Consider the following 21,341-nt stretch of genomic DNA (forward strand, 5'->3'; position numbering starts at 1 on the left):
GTAAAATCACCTAGGTACCTCTATCCCTTTAATGATTTGTTTGACCACGTCATCTGTAGTCACGCCTTCCATTTCGCGCTCCGGTGTAAGGATGAGGCGATGGCGCAATACGGCCGGCGCTACCCTGATGATATCGTCAGGTGTAATGAAGTCGCGGTTATCCATGACCGCTATCGCTTTTGCACTGTTGGCAATGGCCAATGACGCACGCGGCGATGCTCCGAGGTAGAGTGATTTATGGTTGCGTGTTTCGTGTACGATACGGGCGATAAATTCCAAGAGTTTCGCTTCCACATGGAGACCTTTCACCGTTTTACGGTACGCATCGATAGCGGAGGTGCCAAGTATCGGTTTTATTTCGGCGATTTTCTCATCCAGTTTTTGAGCATGGTGACCTGCCAATATCAGGGCTTCTTCTTCCAGTGTGGGATAGCCAACCTCTATTTTGAACAGGAAACGGTCTAATTGCGCTTCCGGTAGCCGGTAAGTACCTTCCTGTTCAATGGGGTTTTGGGTGGCCAGCACTACAAAAGGTTCCTCCATCTTGTAAGTATGCCCATCCATGGTCACCTGCCGTTCTTCCATCACCTCAAACAATGCCGCCTGCGTTTTAGCGGGCGAGCGATTGATTTCATCCACCAGGATGATGTTGCCGAAGATGGGGCCGCGTTTGAATCTGAATTCGTTTTCCTTGGGATTGAACACCGATGTACCCAATACATCCGAAGGCATGAGATCTGGCGTGAATTGTATTCGGGAAAACGTCGCATCTATGCATTTAGCAATCAACTTGGCACTGAGTGTTTTGGCAACACCTGGCACACCCTCGATAAGGATATGCCCATCTGCAAGGATGCCCGCAATGAGCAGGTCTACCATTTCCCGTTGTCCTACGATGGTGGTGGCCAGTGTCTGCCTTATTTGTTCTACTGCTTCGTTGAGCCGGCTAAGGTCCGTGCGTTGTTCGAAATGTTGTTCTTCCATAATGTCTGTTGATAAAAATCTTCGATATACCGGTTATAGGCAATCAGTGTATTGTCGTCAATCTTATTACCGCTATGCACATCGTGCATGCCTTGTATGATGCGTAGCACGACACGTTCATCTACGCCGGATCGAGCACTAAGCTGCTGCACGAAAGCCATATCGGGTTCATTGGTTTTCATTTGCGAATATGTGCCTTCAATACGGTAGGTAGTACGCAAATACTCCATGAAATAGATGTATTGCTTGGCAAGGATGTCGCGGTTGTCACGTTGGTGGTAGTATACGGAGCTTACCACCTTGGCAAACTCGATGCTGGTATTTTTCAAGGGGTCTGCAATGGGGATGACCCGTTGGCGCCGTTTGATGCCATAAAGTACGAAAGCCAGCAGGCTGAATAAGGCAATAAAATAGGCTGGACGTAAGTTCCTGTCATTGAGGAATACCCGTATAGGTGATTGTTGCCCCAGATCCCCCAAGGTTTGGTAGTCGTCCCAAATGATCTGCTTTGTGGGGTGTAGGTATGAAAGTGCCTTTGCGGCAAATTCAGCGCCGTCGGTGGTAAGCAATGCGTAATTGGTGAAATAGTCAGGAGAGGAAAGCAAATAAAGATTTCCCTGGCCTATTTTATAGCGCAGGAATATGGCATTCCCTTTATCATTGGAGGCCAACACCACCGTCCTTGTTGTGTCAAACTTAGCGAAGTAATCGGATCCGATATGCCTATCATAACGGTACTTTTTAGCAGGATTGAGGTTGGGGTTAGTGAAACTTACTGCCGTGAGGCTATCATCCCCCAACGAAAACCCACCCGATGGTCGTAGGCCAAGGCTGTCGGCAAAGACAGGGCTATATTCATAAGTGGCCATGAGCATATCATTTCCCTGTTCCACATAGTTGATTATTTTTTCATAATCTGGTACGTCGGTATCTATTTGGGGAGCTATAATCATATAGCCATCAGCGGAATCACCAAACTCTTCAATGGTGTTATATACCCTCTTTTGATAAGGCTTCACACTGATATCGCCAAAAAGGCGCGGTAACTCTTGGTGTAAGATATAAGTACCATAGGGAATTTTATCAGTTCTCACATACGTTTTACTCCAATTTGTAGGAGATGGTCTATTATACTGGATATATAGGAAACCTCCCAATGCCAACAAAGCAACCAGGGTATATAGCTTCAGATCCTTCATTTCAGTTGCTTGTCGAATTGCTGGAACGCTTCATGCACTTGCATGAAGCGTTGCTGGTCAATACCGAAATCACCATACCAGACGTATTCAAATTGACGGGTAAGTTGTTTAAATCCAGTATGTAAATCGGCGTCACTCAGTTCGTTTACATAGGCGGTATTGGTTTTGGCGGGTTGCCAGTCGATGAGCTGGTAGCTGCTGAGTTTCTTCAGGCAATCAAGGTATAATAGCCGTACGGCCAACCGGTAATTGCGTGTTTCGATGGCCTTTGACAATTCCGCATCAAAATCGATACCGTGGATGTCCTCGATGTGCTCCGTATACGCTAAGCCGGTGGATTTTGCATTTCGGGAGAATAGGCTGGCCATATCCATTCCAAGCAGCTTCATGATCAGGTAAAGCAGGGCAACAATTCCCAATACAATGATGGTGTTTTTCAACAACGACCAAGAGCCTTCTTTGGTCATCAGTTCAAAAATTTTATACTTCACCCACCGCTTGAAGCGTTGCCACCACGATAGGTCAAGTTGCTGTTTGTCATATTGGAAGTCGGGGTTGGCACGAAATCTGTCTATTGCAGCTTTGTCAAACTCGCGGATGGTTAGCGCAGAAGAATCATGCACAATCGTAGCCGGTAGGCTATCCTTTTTCGCTGTATCAGCATAGGCCGGATGGGTGGCATTGCCGCACAACCAAAACAAGAGCCATAAGTAATACAGGTGATTCCGCATATCAATATTCTTCGTCTGGGTGGTTTGTGTCTGTTCTGGTGTCCGTGCCCAAGGTTTCGATACGTTCCATCAAGCCGGTGCCTTCTTTTTCTTCGCTGAGGCTGAAATAGCAAATCGCTGCCGTGATCGTGGGTAAGGTATAGAGCAGCATCCCGAATGACTGTGCCACCACGTTGATGATGGATCCGGTGAGCACGAGATGGGGCGATTCACCAAAGAAAAAACCACTCAGCGTGAGCACGGTTCCCGGTAGGGCAAAAAGGCTTACAGCGAAATAGGCAATAAGTCCTACGACAAACAGCGCCCCGAATGTTTTCCACCAGTTGTCTTTGATTAGGGTGAAACCCCGGCTAAACGCCTGCTCAAAGCCGGCATCATCCATGATGATCATGACGTATATTAGGCTGGCGATAGGGAAGAAGTAAATTCCTGGCAAGATGCACAACGCTATGGCAATTAATTGTAGGACAAATAAAAGGAATGAGAGAAAGACAAAGCGGAGCAGATGTATTTTGGACAGGGCCCAAACCGCTTCTTTGGTCGGCGCGGTATTGTCGCCCGATTTATACAAGCGGATATAGCACAGGGTGACCAGCTGCACCATGGTGTAGGTGAGAAAATAGAACAAAATACTCAGCAGGTAATCAATCCCGAATACGGAACTAAAATCACCCTCGCCACCTAACCCCGGAAATACGGATGCCCTTGTTACACCGAATAAATTGGTTAACCGTATTTGCAAGACAATACCGTTGGCTATGGAGGCTAGGATGAAAAACGAACATATATATAACAGCGGTATAAATAATGCTTTGAAATTTTGCTTTACAAAACCGATGCTGTCATTGATGATTTCGCCAAAATCTCGTGTACGGCTAAATTCTATTTTCTGTTCCATTTGCGGAGGATAAGGTGATGGATTGATGTAATCGATTGGGGTAAATAATCACATACCAGATGATGAAAGCGAGCGAAGTGGCCAATATCGAACAACTCACCCATGCAGGCATACTGGTATGCCGGGTTACGTAGCCCTCAAGGAAGGCCGCTATTATAAATATGGGAATCAGCCCAATGACGATCTTGAGCCCGTCTTTGGCACCCTGTCTGAAAGAATCCATGCGACTATACGTTTTAGGGAACAAGATACTATTGCCTAAAACCAAACCGGCTGCCCCTGCAATCACGATGGCTGAAATTTCAAGCGTACCATGGATCCAAATGACCAATACGGAATCCCAGCCCAGCCCTTTGCTGAAGAAATAATATTGGAATGAGCCAAGCATGATGCCGTTGCGAATGAGCATATATACGGTGCCTACGGAAAAAAAGACACCTAGGACAAATGCCACGAATGATACCCAAATGTTGTTGATAGCGATATAGAAAAACATTTCAAAAGCATCCATTTTCTTATATACCCCAAAGGGATCGCCATTTTCAATATTTTGGTTGGTCATGTTCACATAGCCGTCGCCCATGATGAGCCGTACAAAGGTATCATCATACTTGGCAGACAGCGCCCCCATGAGGCAAAAAATTATAAAAAATAAGAACGCATATAGGAGCGGTTTTTCATGCTTTTTGAACAGTAATGGTAATTCCTGCTTCCAGAATGTAATGAAACGTCCCCTTTTTTCGCGCTTATTTCGATAAATGGATTGATGCAGCCTCGCAGCCAGCCCGTTTAGGTATGCTGTGGTTTTGGATTTTGGATAGAACGTTTTGGCATAAGCAAGATCATCCGTAATGGCAATAAAACGGTCGGCCAGCTCGTCCGGTGAGCTCGACTGCATGCTTTCATACTGTTCCCACTTGGTTGCATTTTGCTTTACAAATAATGCCTCACGCATACTTCAATCACTTGCGGTCAATAGATTGGCGATAAAAATAGGAAATAGCAGTCAATATCCAGCCCAAACTTAGATGAAAAGTTATATTATATTTGCGATTATGAATACCATTGAAGTAAGTACCACCCAGAATATAGACATTGAATACGATGTCGCCGGATTGGGCGAGCGTATAGCTGCATGGTTTATTGATATGGGCATATTTATTTTGCTTTACTTGGCGGGGGTCATTTTTGTTGGAATTTTAGCAGGGACTGGTGCCAGTGAGGTGGGCTTTGTGGTGTTGTTGGTAATCTATGCGCTGCTGTATGTGTTTTATGATTTGGTATGCGAGGTTTTCTTCAATGGTCAGAGTGTAGGCAAGCGCGCCATGAAAATCAGGGTCATCAGCCTCGATGGAACTCAACCCACCATTGGTCAATATTTGCTCCGTTGGTTATTTAGGATTGTTGATTTTGTGCTCACGAGCGGCGTAGGGGCGATTATATCGGTTGCTGCCACCAAAAACAAACAGCGAATAGGTGATATCGTCGCACACACCACCCTCATCAAGACTACGCCACGCACACAATTATCGGCTGTAGCGTTTAGGCCGTTGGTGAGCGACGATTATCAACCGTTGTTCCCTGAAATCGGCCAGCTGAGCGACCGAGATATGGAGCTGATCCATGAAGTGCTACAGAACTTCACGAAATCGGGAAACAACCTGCTTATCTATAATATGGCGAACAAGCTCAAGAATCACCTGAAGATACAAATCCCACAAGGGATGAATGAGATGCAGTTTCTCCATACCGTGGTAAAGGATTATAACTTTATTACCGCACGGGATGCCTAATGTATTTGTTTTGTTTTCATACCTAGAGCGTATTGATGAAATTAATCCTTCTTTTATTTTAAACCATTATCCCAAATCCACCTACCCTCTTTCTTGCCAAAATAAATTGCGGAGTCGCATGGGTTTTGGTAGCTTTGTAGCCTCGTACCAAAAAGATAGATACCATGTTAAAAGGTTTTTTCAATGTCCCGAATCCGGTAAATGAGCCGATATTGTCATATGCCGCGGGCAGCAAGGAAAGGCAATTGCTGCAACAGGCCGTTCAAACCGCCCTTGCAGCGCAAATAGATATCCCCATGTATATCGGGGGCGAAGAGGTGCGTACGAAGAAAACAACGGCCATACGCCCTCCACATCAGCACAAACACGTGCTAGGCAAATACCACCAAGGCAACAAAAGCCATGTAAAAGCCGCGATTGAGGCAGCTTTGGCGGCAAAGGCAGCTTGGGAAAACTTGGCATGGGAACAACGGGCTGCTATTTTCCTCAAAGCGGCCGACCTCATAGCGGGGCCATATCGTTATAAACTCAATGCGGCCACGATGCTGGGGCAATCAAAAAATGCCTTCCAAGCTGAAATTGATTCCGCTTGTGAGATCGTGGATTTCCTTCGGTTCAATGTTAAATACATGAGCGAAATCTATGCCCAGCAACCTCCCATTTCACCGAGGGGAAATTGGAATAGACTGGAACAACGCCCGTTAGAGGGCTTCGTTTTTGCGCTTACACCATTCAATTTTACAGCCATAGCGGGCAATCTGCCCACTTCAGCAGCGATGATGGGCAATGTGGTGGTATGGAAGCCAGCAAACACCCAGATTTATTCAGCAAATGTACTGATGGAAGTATTCAGGGAAGCCGGCGTGCCCGATGGGGTAATTAACCTCGTTTATGTATCGGGGCCTGACGCTGGAGATGTAATTTTCAAACATCCTGATTTTGCAGGCATCCATTTTACGGGTTCCACTGGGGTATTCCAGCATATCTGGAAAACAATAGGCGAAAATATCCACCAATATAAATCCTATCCACGGATTGTGGGGGAAACGGGAGGAAAAGATTTTATTTTGATACACCATTCTGCGCATGTCGAGGCAGCCGCAACGGCGATTATGAGGGGAGCCTTTGAATATCAAGGGCAAAAATGCTCAGCCGCTTCCAGGGTATATATTCCCAAATCATTGTGGCCTACACTCAAGAAACTCATCGTGAAGGACGTCTCATCGTTCAAGATAGGCCCTGCGGATGATTTCAGCAACTTTATCAATGCGGTCATTGACGAGAAATCGTTTGACAAATTGGCGAAATACATAGATAGCGCCAAGAAAGACAAGGATGCTGAAATCGTAGTAGGGGGTACCTATGACAAAAGCGAAGGTTATTATATTCATCCCACGGTTATCCTGGCCAAGAAACCGGACTATGTAACCATGTGCGAAGAGCTTTTTGGGCCAGTACTGACGGTTTATGTCTATGAGGATAAAAAATGGGAAGAAACCTTGCAATTGATCGATCAAACATCCATTTATGCCCTTACCGGGGCAGTTATCGCACAAGATCGTTATGCCATTGACCAAGCCGCGCATGCCCTACGCAATGCTGCCGGAAACTTCTACATCAATGATAAATGTACCGGTGCCGTGGTCGGGCAACAGCCTTTTGGAGGCGCAAGGGGTTCAGGCACGAATGACAAGGCAGGTTCAATGATTAACTTATTACGTTGGGTATCGCCACGTACCATCAAGGAAACGTTCGATCCGCCCACGGACTATCGGTATCCATTCCTGGAGCAGGAATAATGATTATAAAACGACAAAGGCGGCCTAAAAGCCGCCTTTGTCGTTTTATAAGATTACTCGCGTTTACACCGATTAATGATAAGCAAATACTTTGCCCAGTCCCTCGCTATCGGTAACGGTGATATCCAGATCAATCAGTTTGCCCGTAGCGATATCGATAACCATGCCATGCACGGCCAAATCATCCCGCTCTTTCCAGGCATTTTGAATAATCGAAGTGGAACACAGGTTGGATACCTGCTCTGCGACGTTGAGCTCAACCAAACGGTTCACTTTTTCCTCCTCATTTTCAATAGCATCTATTTCCTCGCTATGGAACCGGTATACATCTTTGATATGACATAGCCAGTTGTCTATGATCCCGAACTGCTTGCGGCTCAGCGAGGCGGCAACGCCGCCGCAGCCATAGTGGCCCGCTACAATGACGTGTTTTACTTTAAGCACATTCACGGCATAGTCCAATACACTGAGCATGTTCATATCGGAATGCACACACATATTGGCAATGTTGCGGTGCACAAACACTTCGCCCGGTAATGTATTAGTTATCTGGTTAGCCGGAACACGACTATCGGCACAGCCTATCCAAAGGATTTCCGGATGTTGCCCTTTTGCCAGTTGCTTGAATTTACCGGAGGTATCTTCCTCCACCTGCTTCACCCAAGCTTGATTACCAGCTAATATTTTTTCGAAACTTGCTTTTAATACGGGGTTATCCATTTGTTTCTTCAACATATTGTATGGTTTTAATTGTTATTTAATTGATAATTGTTTGATATCATTAACTTAATGTTACAAAAACGTAATTGGCCATGCGCCGACCACGTGTGATTTTGCTAAGTTAATCACAATAGCTTATTTTTATACACCTCACTGTTGTTGTTTGATGATTTCTTTCTTGGGAATGTTATTTTTCATGATGGCTTGTGTGAAACGTTTGATGTTCGGCACATTTTTCTTGTTCACGATGCCAACCAGTTCAATGGTGCGTCCCTTGCTTACTGCATTTTGTTCGAAATCCTTAATAACCTCGATGACATCCTTATCAATAAAGCGGCTGTGTGAACCGTCGATGACGATTTCGTTGATGCGCTTGGGTAGGTTATAAAGTGATTTTTGTATGGCAGCTTTATTGAGGAACGTCACCTCTTCAGCAAGGCTGATGGTGATTTTTGCACCTTCTTCGTTTTCATCGATATCATATTCAAATGCATTGGAAAGGTTGTTCCGCAGGATATAGAACATGGCTACGAACAGGCCAACTCCGACGCCGGTAAGCAAATCGGTGAAAACAACGGCAACAATCGTGACGAAGAACGGTACAAATTGGTCGAGCCCCTTATGCCACATCTGTTTGAACGACGAGGGCTTTGCCAGCTTGTACCCGGTATGCAGCAGGATGGCTGCCAGACACGCCAACGGGATGAGATTAATGATGATTGGGATAAGCAGCACCGCTAATATTAACCACACCCCATGGAGAATGGCACTTTGCCTAGTGCGGCCACCGGCATTTACGTTGGCGGAAGACCGCACGATAACCGCGGTCAACGGCAGGCCACCAACCAATCCGGAGGTCATATTGCCAACGCCTTGAGCCATTAGTTCCCGGTTGGTGGGGGAGACCCGTTTGAATGGATCGATTTTATCCACGGCTTCCAAGCTAAGCAATGTTTCCAAACTCGCAATAATCGCAATGGTGAAAGCCGCAATCCAAACGTCTTTATTGGCAATCTGCGTAAAGTCGGGGAAGGTAAACAACCCCGTAAATTCATTAAATGAATTGACTACTGGAATAACCACCATGTGATTCTGGGCCAATTCGAAATCGCTGCCAACGAAGAGTAAGCTCAGCAATACGCCAATGATCACTACAATTAGCGGCGCGGGCACGATGCTCAATTTCTTGAACTTCGGCCAGACAATCAGCGTGGCCAATGAAATCGCACAGATGATAAACGCTCCATAGTTGATCGCCCCTAAGGCTTTTTGCAATGCGGAGAATGTATTCTCATTATTCAGTTGAACAAAGCTCTCCTCGCCGAAGAAGCTGGAATCATCGTACCCCACCGCATGGGGCAGTTGCTTGAGAATGATGATAATGCCGATGCCGGCTAACATCCCGATGATGACGGATGACGGAAAATAGTTTCCAATCATTCCTGCTTTAATGATGCCCAAGGCAAACTGGATTACTCCAGCAAGCAAAACGGCCAATAGGAACGTTTCGAAGGCTCCCAACTGCTCAATGGCGCCCAAGACGATGACGGCAAGGCCCGCCGCGGGCCCGCTTACGCTAAGCTGCGAACCGCTGAAGGAGGCGATGACAATTCCCCCGATAATTCCGCTCAATAGACCGGAGAATAGCGGCGCACCGGAAGCCAGCGCTATCCCCAGACATAACGGCAAGGCCACGAGGAAGACCACGATACTTGCCGGAAAATCATATTTCAAATCCCGCTTTGATAATTTCAAAAACGCGGACGTACGTGTACCAAACATATTGATTACGTAATTAATTATACTAAGTTAATTCTACATACTTCTACATACTCCGCCCCGAACGACTATTGGAAACATGCATGCAATCACGTACATGATACACCAATATAAATCATCCTTGTATGGAACGAAATATTTCCCTGACGAATGGCCCGCCGGTATACTAACACCGGCTAGACAACAATAAATGCACTTAGCAGTTAGGAGGGGGGGTGGGCACCGAGGGGTAGAACGGACAGCTATCACGTTCATCATCAGTGATGAAATCCAAGCTGACTAGATCAGCATGAGGTGCCAGCAAATTCGGATAAGTAGGTACTTTGGAATAATGTTTCAGAAATAAATCCTTTCCTTGATCTCCAAGGCCAGATTTACCATTATTGTTTTCAATCTCAAGTTGTAAAATGACCTGCATTATCGCCTTTTTATCACAATTGTGGATAAAAATCGGTGCAGTGAAAATGAGCATCTTTGCAAAGAAGATGGCGAAAAATAATTTTGCGTATAATTTCCTTTTTATTTTGGTCGACATATGTTATGTGACTAATTACCGCAAATTTATAGAAAAACCTGTGTATAATTATAAAATCTTATGCAAAATGTTACAAAAAGCACAATAATATAATGTTATTTTAACAAATTTACATTAAAATGATTTGAATTTAAGAGTGCCTCGTCGGTTTGTTTCTATTAGGCCAGCCTGCAAAAATCTACAAGGCTTAACCAATGAATTTTAGGTAGCTTTTTAAGACAATATGTGGAAATAATGAGACAAATAGCTGAAGTGAAATCATTTTTTATCTGTTGTTTTGTCCAGCTTTGCCCTTCAACCATGTAAGCCGAGGTGATATGTTGGGCGAGTAAAGAAGTAGTAAATTTCACCGATTGAAGGTGATGGAAGTTCAATCGTTATAAACAATATTATGGAAAAGTCGAAGAACATGAAATACACGTTACTTTTGTTATGCTTTCTTTCCACCCACATTGGGCAACTTATGGCCCAACAGCCCTCAGCATGGCAACCTGTTGGGGATAAAATCAAGTCGCCATGGGTAGCAGATATTGATGCTGCTAGCCCCCTTCCCGAGTACCCACGCCCTCATTTGGTACGCAACGGGTGGCAGAGCCTCAATGGGCTTTGGGATTATCGTATACAGCCGGGCAAGCTTGGTGCGGCTCCTACCGGTTATGACGAACAAATACTAGTGCCCTATCCAGTAGAGTCTGCGCTTTCCGGAGTGGGAAAGACAGTGGGCAAAGACAGCTCGTTATGGTATCGTAGAACCGTGGATATTGACAAGAAAATTCGCGGCCAACGTGTCCTATTGCATTTCGGCGCTGTGGATTGGCGCTGCGAAGTATATGTGAATGGGCAGCAAGTAGGTACGCATGAAGGAGGCTTTGACCCATTTTCGTTTGACATTACGTCGTACTTAACGAAAGGAGCAAAGCAGGAAATCGTGGTGGGTGTATGGGATCCCACGGATGAGGGGCCGCAGCCCAATGGCAAACAAGTGGTTCGACCGCATGGAATATGGTATACGCCAGTTACCGGCATCTGGCAGACGGTATGGCTGGAAGGAGTGCCTGAAACACACATTGTCGCTACCAAACATACACCTAATATCGATGAAAGCACCTTATTGGTGCGAACCGCGGTGGAGGGAGCGAAAGCGGGCGACCATATACAGGTTTCTGCTTGGAAAGGGCAAGAGAAAATTGCTGAAGAAACAGTCGCCGCTGGTGAGCAAGCATCATTGAAGCTAAACAATCCGGAGTTGTGGTCGCCATCGAACCCTTTCCTCTACGACCTGAAAGTGTCCATACTGCGCAAAGGAAAACCAGTAGATGAGGTGTCTTCCTATTTTGCCATGCGTAAGCTATCAATGGGAACGGACGCAAAAGGCATCCAACGGATGTTGCTTAACAATGAATTCGTGTTCCAGTATGGCCCGCTCGACCAAGGCTGGTGGCCTGATGGATTGTATACCGCCCCTACGGATGAGGCCTTGCGTTTCGATGTGGAGAAGACCAAGGCAATGGGTTTCAACATGATCCGCAAGCACATCAAGGTAGAGCCTGCCCGATGGTACTACCATTGCGATAAGCTCGGATTGTTGGTATGGCAAGATATGCCAAGCGGGGATTTGGGCGGCAACCATTGGGATATGAGGCCAGGGATCACTTCGGGCCGTCAGCACGACAAAGACAGGAGCCCCGAATCAGAAGCCATCTACCGGAAAGAATGGAAAGCCATCATGGATGCGCTCCATAATTTCCCTAGCATTGTCGTATGGGTGCCTTTCAACGAAGCGTGGGGGCAGTTCAAGACCAAAGAAATCACGGAGTGGACTATGGGATACGATCCCTCACGCTTGGTGAATAGTGCAAGCGGAGGGAATTTCTTTCCGACCGGACACATTCTTGACATCCATAACTATCCGGATGCCATGATGCCAAGACCCGAATTGTTTGGCGATAAGCGAATATTGGTCCTTGGTGAGTTTGGTGGTTTAGGGCTGCCGGTGGAGGGGCATACTTGGCAGAACAAGGATAATTGGGGTTACCAAAGTTTTAAGAATGCCGATGAATTGAAAGGCCGTTACCAAGGGTTGGTGAAAGATTTGGCACGCCTAATCCCCTTGGGGCTATCTGCAGCAGTATACACACAAACCACCGATGTGGAAGTAGAGACCAACGGGCTGATTACCTATGACCGACGAGTCATCAAAATGCCAGAAGCGGAGTTATATAAATGGCATCAGCAACTGTATAAAATTACTGTTGATTAAATCGCATTAAAACCTAACAGGCTTCAAAAACCTGTTAGGTTTATGGCTTATGCTGGGCCAAGTATTCGCTTGGCGATATCCCGAATTGTTTATGGAAATTCCTCCCGAAATGGGTCTGTGAGCTATACCCCACGCTATCTGATACCTGATAGATTTTATAGTGGCCTTCGGAGAGCAGTTGAGCCGCTTTTTTTAGGCGCGCCACATTGATGAGGTCATTCGGTGTGAGATCAGAGATCGCCTTGATTTTACGATACAATGTGGGCCTACTCATGTTCATCAACTCCGCCAAATGTTCCACATCAAAATGGATATTCGCCATGTTGTTGTGTATGATTTCATTTAAGCGTTCCAGAAAATGCTCGTCTGCCTTAGTATGGGCCATGGTTTTGATGTGGGCTAATGGCGAGCTGGCAAAGTATTCACGAACCTTATTCCGGTTGGTGAGCAGGCTGTAAATCTGGGCATGCAAATGTTCGGGCGAAAACGGTTTTTCAATGTAAGCATCCGCCCCCTGCTCAAGCCCTTTTATCTTGGATTGCAGCGTGTTTTTGGCTGTGAGTAGAATGATGGGAATATGGCTATGCTCGACGTCCGACTTGATTAGCTGACAAAGTTCATATCCGTCCATTTCGGGCATCATCACATCACTGACAATAAGTTGTATGGGATTAGCTGACAATGTTTCCATTGCGCATCGCCCGTTTTCAGCTTTCAACACGTCATAAGTTTCACTGAGGTCATCCGCAATGAAGTCGAGGATTTCCTCATGGTCGTCAACCACCAATATGGTTGGTTTTTCAATCGTCGCCAATTCCTTTTCCATTTCGAAATATGTTTTGTTGTTCGATGGGCAATATTAGCACAAATACGTTCATGCCGTTTTCTGGGGTTGCCAAATGAAGACTGCCATTGTGCAGCTGGGCGAGTGAGCGCGCCAAGGCAAGTCCAAGACCGGTACCTTGCTGGCCATCAGTCGCTTTAAGCCTCACGAATGTTTCGAAAATCTTCTCCCGCATATCCATTGGAATCAAGTACCCATCGTTTTTAACCAGGATGGTAAATGAGCGATCGGAAAGTGATGGGGTTTCTAGCGTAACATCGACGGTACGCTTCGCGTATTTAAGTCCATTGCTCAGCAAGTTGCCCATGATTTGAGTTACGGCTTCCCGATCTACCGAAGCCACGCAGGTCGTAGCGGGCAGGTTCAGTTTCAAACGGATGGTTTTTTGTGCCGCCAATAGTTTGAATCCGGAATGGATTTCGGTGAGCAGTTTGTTGATATCCGTATGGACGAAATTCAATCGGTATCCCATGACTTCCGTTTTGCGGAAATCAAGCAATTGATCTGTCAATTCCAATAAACGTTCGGTGTTGCGCGCCATGGTTTGCAAGTGCCGTTTTACCTTTGGCAATTCCTCTGCCTGCTTCATCACCTTCTCCAGTGGCGCCTTGATGAGCGTGAGTGGCGTCCGGATTTCGTGTGTCACATTGGTGAAAAAATTAATCTTTGCCCGGTAAAGCTCTTCCTCTTTCCGGTGCCGCATGCGTTCCAATTTCCGTTTGTTTTTCTCTCGGATGTTGCGATGGTAGCGCATGATGACATACCTGATTAAGCCGATGGTAAATAGGGTGTAACATAGATATGCTGGCCAACTTGCCCAAAATGGGGGTAATATCGTGATGTGCAATTTCGTTTCTTTACCACTGAACTCACCCTTGCTGTTTGCCACATTCACCCTAAACGTATATTCCCCGGGAGGCAACTTGGTGAAGTAGGCCTTCCGGTTTGTGCGGATATGCGTCCATTCCTGATCCAAACCTTCCATTTTGTAAGCATATTCCGTCATATCTGGCGATATAAAGCTCAGTGCGGCAAAATCAATGCTCAGCGATGATTGGTTATGCTTGAGGGCAATGTGGTTGGCAAAGGTGATGGATTGAGCAAGTGAGGATCCCGCTCCATTAATCTCCAGTTCGCGGTTATGCACCTGCAATCCCGTAATGTATACCGGCGGGAGGAATGTATTTTCACTGTACTGCGCGGGGTTAAATCGGATCATGCCCTGCACACTGCCAAAGTAAAGTGTGCCATCCGACGCCTTGTATGCCGAGTTATAGTTAAACTGGTCGCTCAATAGGCCATTTGCCTTGGTGAATACCTTGATATCCTCCGTGGCGGCGTTAAAGCGGACAAGGCCTTTTGAAGTAGTCACCCACAGCTGGCCCATATCGTCTTCGAGCATGGATAGAATCAGGTTGCTTGGCAAACCATTGGCGATGCCGTATCGTTGAAAGGTACTGTCAGTTGGATTGAACTTACACAATCCCCCCTCGGTAGCGACCCACAGTGTACCTTGGCGGTCTTCATATATCCGGTTTACGCGGTTACTGCCAATACTGTTGGCCTGTTTTGCATCATGTGTAAACGAACCATGTCGACCTGTTTGGGGATTAAAATAATACAACCCATCTCGCCAGGTGCCAGCCCATATGGTACCATGGCTGTCTTCAAATACGGTGGTATAGAAAATGTGTTGAGGAAATTCGGGTAGGATGCTGAAGCGTTGACCCCGTTTCTCAAATTCACACAATCCCCTTCCGGTAGCCAGCAATATCCGTGCATCATGCGTCTGGTAGATGTTGAAAATAAAGTTGTTCGGTAGCGCCCCGACATGGTCTCCGGCATTGAAGTGACCGATTATCCGTCCAGTATTGACGTCCATCAGATCCAGCCCATGCTCAAACGTACCCACCCATAGCGTGTCACCCGTGACTAGCAAGCCATGGATATTCGCATACGAAATACTATTGGGGCGACCTGTGGGTTGGTAGGTGGTAATTCTTCCCGAGGAGATATTCAGGCAGTTCAGTCCAGCATCTTCCGTCCCGATCCACAAGTTGCCATGATTATCTGCGCAGATCTCTCTTACCGCATTGCCAGAAACGGTATTGGCTCCATCGATTGGAAAAAACTTTTCGAAAAAGATATTGCTCTCCGCGTAATGATTGATACCTCCGAAATACGTGCCGGCCCAAATACCCTGTTCCCGATCTTTGTAAAGCGTGTAAACCGCATTATCCGATAGCGCCCAAGGATTGCCACGCTGCTTTCGAAGGTTGGTGCTTTGCCCAGTGGTACCATCATAGATGAAAATGCCCAATTCCGTGGCAAACCAATATTCGTTTGGCGAATTTTCCAGAATATCCCTTACAAAGATATCAGTACCCTGTCCATCGTGTGTCAGCAAGTCCTCATACGTTTCTGTAGCGGTGTCAAACAGCTTCACGCCCTGCTTGGTGGTGCCTACGAATAGATGACCCCGTTTATCACTGTAAATCCGCTCTATCCATTTCGAGACCACTGGGGGCGAGTGTTCAAAGAGGGAATAGGACCCGTCAATACCCCCGCCAGTATGAAAACGCTTTAGGTTGCCATCAGAAGTGCCTATCCAAACCGTCTCGGGCCCGGCGACAAACAACGCCGAGGCAGCGAATTGGGTATGTGTGGTGATCTGTAGGAGGCTGTCGTTCGCCGGGGAATAGCGGTATAATGACAAATTATCGATAAACCAAATGTTACCCTTCTCATCTCCCTGTATATCGAGAACCTCGTTGGTGATGTTTGGATGGAAAAGGGAAAATGTTTCGTATTTGGGATCGAAAAGGAATATACCTTGGTCAGTACCCACCCAGATACGCCCGACATGATCCGTGAATAGGGACCTGATGAAGTTGCTCCCCAGTCCATTGGGATTATTTGGGTCGTTATGAAATACCTTAAAGGAGTAACCATCAAATCGGTTAAGGCCATCCTTTGTGCCAAACCACATAAACCCCATTTCATCTTGCGCGCTGCACAGCACCGCATTATTCGATAGTCCGCTTTCTACTTGGTAATGCGAGAAATAGTAGGGCTGTCCGAAGGCGGGGCACGACCACACGAGCACGAAAAAAAAGGATATGGATAAAACCGATCTCATTACAAATAGGCCCTTTGGCTAGGCCAAAGATAACAGGAAAATTTGACGTACGAGCCGGAAGGCATTTATGTATCAGGGTAACAGCATTTAAACAAAACACGGTCTATCGTCTTTGCGAGCAAGCGCGTTAGCCTAAGAAATGGAGCTGCTTCGCGGTCAACTAGCTCAACCCAACACAGTTCGCAATGACGAAAAAGTTAAATGCGATTGCTCTGGGTTATGTATGGAGTAATCTCCGTGAGACAAAATAAGGAAAGATTGAAACAAAATGGTATCGTGCCCTGCCACGTTATTACCGTCCTTTGTACTTATGGGAAATTAATACTGCCCTATATAACCAATTTAGTAACCAACAATTAGATCACGATTATGCGAATTCCCAATACATTTTTGGTTCTAGGCACCCTGTGTGTACACTTATTAATAGGTTGTGGATCTAATCCTGGAACAGATGAAACACGCCAAGTCAAGGAAGTTTGGACCGTCCGAGAAGCCAATGCATGGGTTTCACAACAAGGCTGGCTGATAGGCCCGAATTATATTCCAGCGACCGCCATCAACCAACTGGAAATGTGGCAGGAAGATACGTTTGATCGGCAAACCATTGATAAGGAACTCGGCTGGGCAGCTGATCTGGGTATGAATACGGCACGGGTTTACCTGCATGACTTGCTTTACGAACAGGATTCACTCGGCTTTTTCAGCCGTATGGACGCTTTCTTGACCATTGCATCAAAACACGGTATCAGACCACTCTTTGTCATCTTTGACTCCTGCTGGGACCCGTTTCCCGCACTGGGCAAGCAACGCGCACCCAAGCCACATGTACATAATTCCGGTTGGGTGCAAAGTCCGGGACAAGCTGCATTGAAAGACAGCACCCAATATCCACGGCTCGAACGGTATGTCAAAGCGCTGATGGGCCGGTTTGCCGAAGATGATCGTATCCTTGGTTGGGATATATGGAATGAACCGGATAACATGACGGGTGCTTCCTATGAGGCCGTGGAAATCAAAGATAAGGTCAATTACGTGTTACCCTTGTTGGAGCAAGCATTCGTATGGGCACGCTCGGCCAATCCCACACAACCACTCACTTCCGGTGTTTGGGCAGGCGATTGGTCCACGCATGAGGGATTGAAACCCATTGAAAAGCTGCAGATCGAAGAGTCTGATATCATTAGTTTCCACAACTACGATACGCCGGAAGATTTCGAGAAGCGGATACAACAACTTCAACGTTACGGCAAGCCGCTTTGGTGCACCGAATACATGGCGCGATCAAACGGCAGTACGTTCGCCGGTTTTCTGCCTATTGCCAAGAAATACAATGTGGCCATATTTAACTGGGGGTTTGTAGATGGTAAAACCCAAACCATCTACCCATGGGACAGCTGGACCAAAACCTACACTGACGAACCACCGCTTTGGTTCCACGATATATTCAGGGGAGATGGTACGCCGTATAAGCAGGAAGAAACCGCTATCATCAAAGACCTTGCCGGGAAGAAATGATTCATGATAAAGAATTATAGTTATGGAAAAAAACAGAGCAAACACCGGAATCTTTTTTTCAGCCGTGAAGCGTATGGTATCCCTCGCAGGCTGTTTGGGAGTACTTGCTTTTTCATGCGCATACGCAGCAACGAAAGCAAAACATTTGGCCGGTTATGTTGCGGGTGTTGCCGCCTTGCAGCAGTTAAAAGTAGGGGGTAGGGTGGTGGACTCCCTGAATAACCCCCTTGAAGGCATCAGCATCACCATAAAAGGAACCAGTGCGGGGTCCGTGACCAATGAAGAAGGGTATTACAGCATTGAAGTGCCGGGAGACGATGCTATCCTGGTATTCTCATACCTTGGCTACGAAAGCCGTGAAGAAGTCGTTGGCGCGCGGCGAACGATTAACGTGACGCTGCAAAGCGCTTTACAGGATCTGGAGGAGGTTGTGGTAATCGGATATGGATCGGTAAGAAAGAAGGATTTGACCGGTGCAGTATCCGTCATCGACCCCGCAGAAATGACCAAGACAGGCGCCAGCACAGTAGGGCAGTCCATCCAAGGGTTGGCAACAGGAGTGAGCGTACGCAACACCGGTAATGCCGGGGGCGATGCGAATATTGAGATAAGGGGGTTGGGCAACTTGACCAACAATAATCCGCTTTGGGTTATTGACGGGATGATTACCAGCGGCGGGGCCGACTTCAACCCGAATGACGTGGAATCCATCCAGATCCTGAAGGACGCATCGGCCGCAGCCATATATGGTTCGCGGGCAGCCAATGGGGTGATCATCGTCACCACGAAGAGTGGAGGCAAGGGACCGATGAAAGTCGATGTATCGGTGAGGGAATCGTTTGACTGGTCGCCGAAATATGACCTGATGGGTGCCGAAGAATACAAGAAATATAACGACATGGCTTACCAGGAAGGGATCGATGACGGTGTATGGAACCGCGGGTTGCAGGACCACGCAGACTTCGATACGGACTGGCAGCAGGAAACCATGAAAACGGCGCTGGTTCAGGATTATAACATATCACTATCCGGCGGAGGTGAGTCGGGCAACTACTTCATTTCCGGAGGATATTACAACAATGAGGGCATGATGTACGGTAACTCGTTTGACCGGTATACTTTCCGCGTCAATACCAGTGGGAAGCGCGGTATTTTTTCGTTCGGGGAAACCTTTAATTTTGCTCAGACCGACCGTGATCCGCTGCAGACCGCACCTTATGTCGACGTTGTCCGTATGCTGCCCACCATCCCGGTCAGAGACTCCAACAATCCGGGCGGATACGGTTATGGCAATGAAGCCAATGCGCGGACATTCGGTACCAATCCCATCGCCCGTGAGGACCTTGAAGCCACCAATACCAAGATTTACCGGTTGCGGGGCACGATGTGGGCTGAGGCAAAGCTCACCGATTTCCTGACCTATAAGATTAACGGCGGTATCGATTACATCTTTGACGACTACCGTTATTTCCGCGGCGAGGGCAACTGGACGATGAACCAAGAATTCAGGGACCCCACAGGGCAGAAAAACCGGATCAAGGAAACCAATGAGCTCATCGAAAATACACTGAATCTTAATAAAGATTTCGGAAAGCATCACATCGACGCCGTAGCGGGTCTGACGTATCAACACTTTTATTGGGAAGATGTCGGTGCGCAACGGCTCCGTTTCCCCTTGCTGGGCGGGGACTACCTCACCGTATTGAGCGCAGGGCAGGCCAACCAAACCAACTGGAATACCATCGGCGAATATGCGCTTATCTCCTATCTGGGAAGGGCTAACTACATATATGACGACAAGTATTTCCTGACGTTGACCTACCGGCGCGATGGTGATTCCAAGTTATCGAAACAACATCGATGGGAGGATTATTACTCTGTCTCCGGCGCTTGGCGGATCAGTAACGAGCCGTTTTTCCAGTCGTCTTGGATCAATGATTTGAAACTGCGTGCGAACTATGGTCAGCTTGGTAATGCGGCGATCGGCGAACGGAATCTGAACCACTGGGCCTACATGAATACGATCAATTCCAATATCGTTACGGTGTTTGGCATAGACCAGCGGCTGGTCAACGGTGCTGCCCAAGTGGCCATTCGGAACGAAGACCTCCGGTGGGAGCGTACCGAACAGGTGAATATCGGGTTGGATGCGGCGTTCTTATCCAACAAGCTGGGCATAACCGCTGAATATTACCGTTCGACCACCTCGGATGTGCTCACTGCCATGCAGATATCGATGACCACCGGGCATAGCGGCCCGAATCCGCTGGCCAATGCCGCGAGCATACGGAACAGCGGCTTTGAGCTGGCCGCGACTTGGCGGGATCAGTCGGGGGAACTGAATTATTCAATAGGCGCTAATCTGACAACGCTAAACAATAAGATTATTGAGCTGGGCCATGGAACGCAGGTATTTTATACCGGGCAGACCCGTAGCGAAATAGGCCGATCGCTCGGCGAGTTTTACTTGCTGAAAACGGACGGACTATTCCGTACGCAAGCAGATATCGATAATTATATGAACTCACAGGGCCAGCCGATCACGATTGAAGGAAAGCGTCCGAAATTGGGCGACCTCCGGTATATTGATACGGACGATAATGGTGTGATTACGACCAATGACCGGCAGATCGTCGGAGATCCTTGGGCAGATTTTCAGTTGGGTTTGAATGCCAATGTTTCCTGGAAAAATTTGGATTTCTCCATGCAATGGTATGGCCAATTCGGCAACGAAATTATCAACGGGGCTATGCGTCAAGGAAGGTTTTTCTCCGATAACTCGAACTATATACGGTTTGAAGCGGGCAATGAGCCTTATCAGGAAAATCCCAACAGTAACTTTCCGAGAATTATTTATGGAGATCTCCGCAACACACGCGGAGATACGGATCTATGGCTGGAGAGTGGCTCGTTTTTCCGAATGCGGAATGTACAACTCGGTTATACATTTCCGAAAAATTGGCTAACAAAAGCCGGCATGAATACCTTGCGCGCCTACATCAGCGGCAACAATTTGATCACGCTGACCAAATATACTGGGCTGGATCCCGATTTCATCAATACAAGTGTATGGGACAGGGGAACGGATAACATGTCCTTTCCGAATGCCCGTACCATCATGTTAGGTTTACAGGTTAATTTTTAG

At 47.0% G+C, this 21,341-nt stretch carries 15 protein-coding genes; 5 read left to right on the forward strand and 10 right to left on the reverse strand.

Annotation, left to right across the window (positions count from 1 at the left end; all coding sequences use genetic code 11):
- Positions 1 to 6: 6 nt before the first annotated feature.
- From NF543_RS11975 to NF543_RS11995, 5 genes are read right to left on the reverse strand one after another with little or no spacing between them, the layout of a single operon-like run.
- On the reverse strand, positions 7 to 984 hold the full coding sequence (locus tag NF543_RS11975; protein WP_257668366.1) for an AAA family ATPase: 978 nt from the start codon (positions 982 to 984) through the stop codon (positions 7 to 9).
- Positions 927 to 2,183 carry a DUF4350 domain-containing protein gene (locus NF543_RS11980; protein WP_257668367.1) on the reverse strand — a complete coding sequence of 419 codons (1,257 nt, stop codon included), beginning with the start codon at positions 2,181 to 2,183 and terminating at the stop codon, positions 927 to 929. The genes NF543_RS11975 and NF543_RS11980 overlap by 58 nt, the downstream gene beginning before the upstream one ends.
- Positions 2,180 to 2,914, reverse strand: coding sequence for a DUF4129 domain-containing protein (locus NF543_RS11985; protein WP_257668368.1), 735 nt, complete (start codon positions 2,912 to 2,914; stop codon positions 2,180 to 2,182). Before NF543_RS11985 ends, NF543_RS11980 begins: the two co-directional genes overlap by 4 nt.
- A 1-nt stretch (position 2,915) precedes the next feature.
- A complete protein-coding gene (locus NF543_RS11990) occupies positions 2,916 to 3,812 on the reverse strand; it encodes a hypothetical protein (protein ID WP_257668369.1) in 897 nt (298 codons plus the stop codon).
- Entirely contained in the window at positions 3,790 to 4,767 is a 978-nt protein-coding gene (locus NF543_RS11995) for a stage II sporulation protein M (protein WP_257668370.1), read from the reverse strand. The genes NF543_RS11990 and NF543_RS11995 overlap by 23 nt, the downstream gene beginning before the upstream one ends.
- Before the next feature lie 100 nt (positions 4,768 to 4,867).
- On the opposite strand from NF543_RS11995, the gene NF543_RS12000 reads away from it, so the two are divergent.
- Positions 4,868 to 5,605 (forward strand): RDD family protein, encoded by a 738-nt coding sequence (locus NF543_RS12000; protein ID WP_257668371.1) that lies wholly within the window; start codon positions 4,868 to 4,870, stop codon positions 5,603 to 5,605.
- Positions 5,606 to 5,769: 164 nt separating this feature from the next.
- Complete coding sequence (gene pruA / locus NF543_RS12005) at positions 5,770 to 7,404, forward strand: L-glutamate gamma-semialdehyde dehydrogenase (protein ID WP_257668372.1); 1,635 nt, start codon at positions 5,770 to 5,772, stop codon at positions 7,402 to 7,404.
- Positions 7,405 to 7,476: 72 nt separating this feature from the next.
- Here pruA and NF543_RS12010 read toward each other — a convergent pair whose 3' ends face one another.
- From NF543_RS12010 to NF543_RS12020, 3 genes are all read right to left on the reverse strand, one after another.
- Positions 7,477 to 8,124, reverse strand: a complete 648-nt coding sequence (locus NF543_RS12010) for a carbonic anhydrase (RefSeq protein ID WP_257668564.1) — start codon at positions 8,122 to 8,124, stop codon at positions 7,477 to 7,479.
- A gap of 150 nt (positions 8,125 to 8,274) precedes the next feature.
- Positions 8,275 to 9,906: a SulP family inorganic anion transporter gene (locus tag NF543_RS12015; RefSeq protein WP_257668373.1), complete on the reverse strand. Its 1,632-nt coding sequence runs from the start codon at positions 9,904 to 9,906 to the stop codon at positions 8,275 to 8,277.
- 193 nt (positions 9,907 to 10,099) lie between these two features.
- A complete protein-coding gene (locus NF543_RS12020) occupies positions 10,100 to 10,438 on the reverse strand; it encodes a hypothetical protein (RefSeq protein WP_257668374.1) in 339 nt (112 codons plus the stop codon).
- A 391-nt stretch (positions 10,439 to 10,829) separates the two neighbouring features.
- On the opposite strand from NF543_RS12020, the gene NF543_RS12025 reads away from it, so the two are divergent.
- Positions 10,830 to 12,698, forward strand: a complete 1,869-nt coding sequence (locus NF543_RS12025) for a glycoside hydrolase family 2 protein (RefSeq protein ID WP_257668375.1) — start codon at positions 10,830 to 10,832, stop codon at positions 12,696 to 12,698.
- Between the two features lie 40 nt (positions 12,699 to 12,738).
- Here the strand turns inward: NF543_RS12025 and NF543_RS12030 are convergent, their stop codons facing one another.
- Both NF543_RS12030 and NF543_RS12035 read right to left on the reverse strand, forming a co-directional pair.
- Complete coding sequence (locus tag NF543_RS12030; protein WP_257668376.1) at positions 12,739 to 13,524, reverse strand: response regulator transcription factor; 786 nt, start codon at positions 13,522 to 13,524, stop codon at positions 12,739 to 12,741.
- Positions 13,499 to 16,681 carry a ligand-binding sensor domain-containing protein gene (locus tag NF543_RS12035; RefSeq protein ID WP_257668377.1) on the reverse strand — a complete coding sequence of 1,061 codons (3,183 nt, stop codon included), beginning with the start codon at positions 16,679 to 16,681 and terminating at the stop codon, positions 13,499 to 13,501. The genes NF543_RS12030 and NF543_RS12035 overlap by 26 nt, the downstream gene beginning before the upstream one ends.
- Before the next feature lie 369 nt (positions 16,682 to 17,050).
- Here NF543_RS12035 and NF543_RS12040 point away from each other — a divergent pair, with 369 nt between their 5' ends.
- Both NF543_RS12040 and NF543_RS12045 read left to right on the forward strand, forming a co-directional pair.
- Positions 17,051 to 18,196 (forward strand): cellulase family glycosylhydrolase, encoded by a 1,146-nt coding sequence (locus NF543_RS12040; protein ID WP_257668378.1) that lies wholly within the window; start codon positions 17,051 to 17,053, stop codon positions 18,194 to 18,196.
- Positions 18,197 to 18,218: 22 nt separating this feature from the next.
- On the forward strand, positions 18,219 to 21,341 hold the full coding sequence (locus NF543_RS12045; protein ID WP_257668379.1) for a SusC/RagA family TonB-linked outer membrane protein: 3,123 nt from the start codon (positions 18,219 to 18,221) through the stop codon (positions 21,339 to 21,341).

Origin of the sequence: Parapedobacter tibetensis, from assembly GCF_024704835.1 — a bacterium.
Taxonomy (GTDB): Bacteria; Bacteroidota; Bacteroidia; order Sphingobacteriales; family Sphingobacteriaceae; genus Parapedobacter; species Parapedobacter tibetensis.

Excerpts from the sequence above, each read along its gene's own strand:
- NF543_RS11975 (WP_257668366.1), bottom strand. The coding sequence starts at position 984 with ATGGAAGAACAACATTTCGAACAACGCACGGACCTTAGCCGGCTCAAC.
- NF543_RS11980 (WP_257668367.1), bottom strand. The coding sequence starts at position 2,183 with ATGAAGGATCTGAAGCTATATACCCTGGTTGCTTTGTTGGCATTGGGA.
- NF543_RS11985 (WP_257668368.1), bottom strand. The coding sequence starts at position 2,914 with ATGCGGAATCACCTGTATTACTTATGGCTCTTGTTTTGGTTGTGCGGC.
- NF543_RS11990 (WP_257668369.1), bottom strand. The coding sequence starts at position 3,812 with ATGGAACAGAAAATAGAATTTAGCCGTACACGAGATTTTGGCGAAATC.
- NF543_RS11995 (WP_257668370.1), bottom strand. The coding sequence starts at position 4,767 with ATGCGTGAGGCATTATTTGTAAAGCAAAATGCAACCAAGTGGGAACAG.
- NF543_RS12000 (WP_257668371.1), top strand. The coding sequence starts at position 4,868 with ATGAATACCATTGAAGTAAGTACCACCCAGAATATAGACATTGAATAC.
- pruA (WP_257668372.1), top strand. The coding sequence starts at position 5,770 with ATGTTAAAAGGTTTTTTCAATGTCCCGAATCCGGTAAATGAGCCGATA.
- NF543_RS12010 (WP_257668564.1), bottom strand. The coding sequence starts at position 8,124 with ATGGATAACCCCGTATTAAAAGCAAGTTTCGAAAAAATATTAGCTGGT.
- NF543_RS12015 (WP_257668373.1), bottom strand. The coding sequence starts at position 9,906 with ATGTTTGGTACACGTACGTCCGCGTTTTTGAAATTATCAAAGCGGGAT.
- NF543_RS12020 (WP_257668374.1), bottom strand. The coding sequence starts at position 10,438 with ATGTCGACCAAAATAAAAAGGAAATTATACGCAAAATTATTTTTCGCC.
- NF543_RS12025 (WP_257668375.1), top strand. The coding sequence starts at position 10,830 with ATGGAAAAGTCGAAGAACATGAAATACACGTTACTTTTGTTATGCTTT.
- NF543_RS12030 (WP_257668376.1), bottom strand. The coding sequence starts at position 13,524 with ATGGAAAAGGAATTGGCGACGATTGAAAAACCAACCATATTGGTGGTT.
- NF543_RS12035 (WP_257668377.1), bottom strand. The coding sequence starts at position 16,681 with ATGAGATCGGTTTTATCCATATCCTTTTTTTTCGTGCTCGTGTGGTCG.
- NF543_RS12040 (WP_257668378.1), top strand. The coding sequence starts at position 17,051 with ATGCGAATTCCCAATACATTTTTGGTTCTAGGCACCCTGTGTGTACAC.
- NF543_RS12045 (WP_257668379.1), top strand. The coding sequence starts at position 18,219 with ATGGAAAAAAACAGAGCAAACACCGGAATCTTTTTTTCAGCCGTGAAG.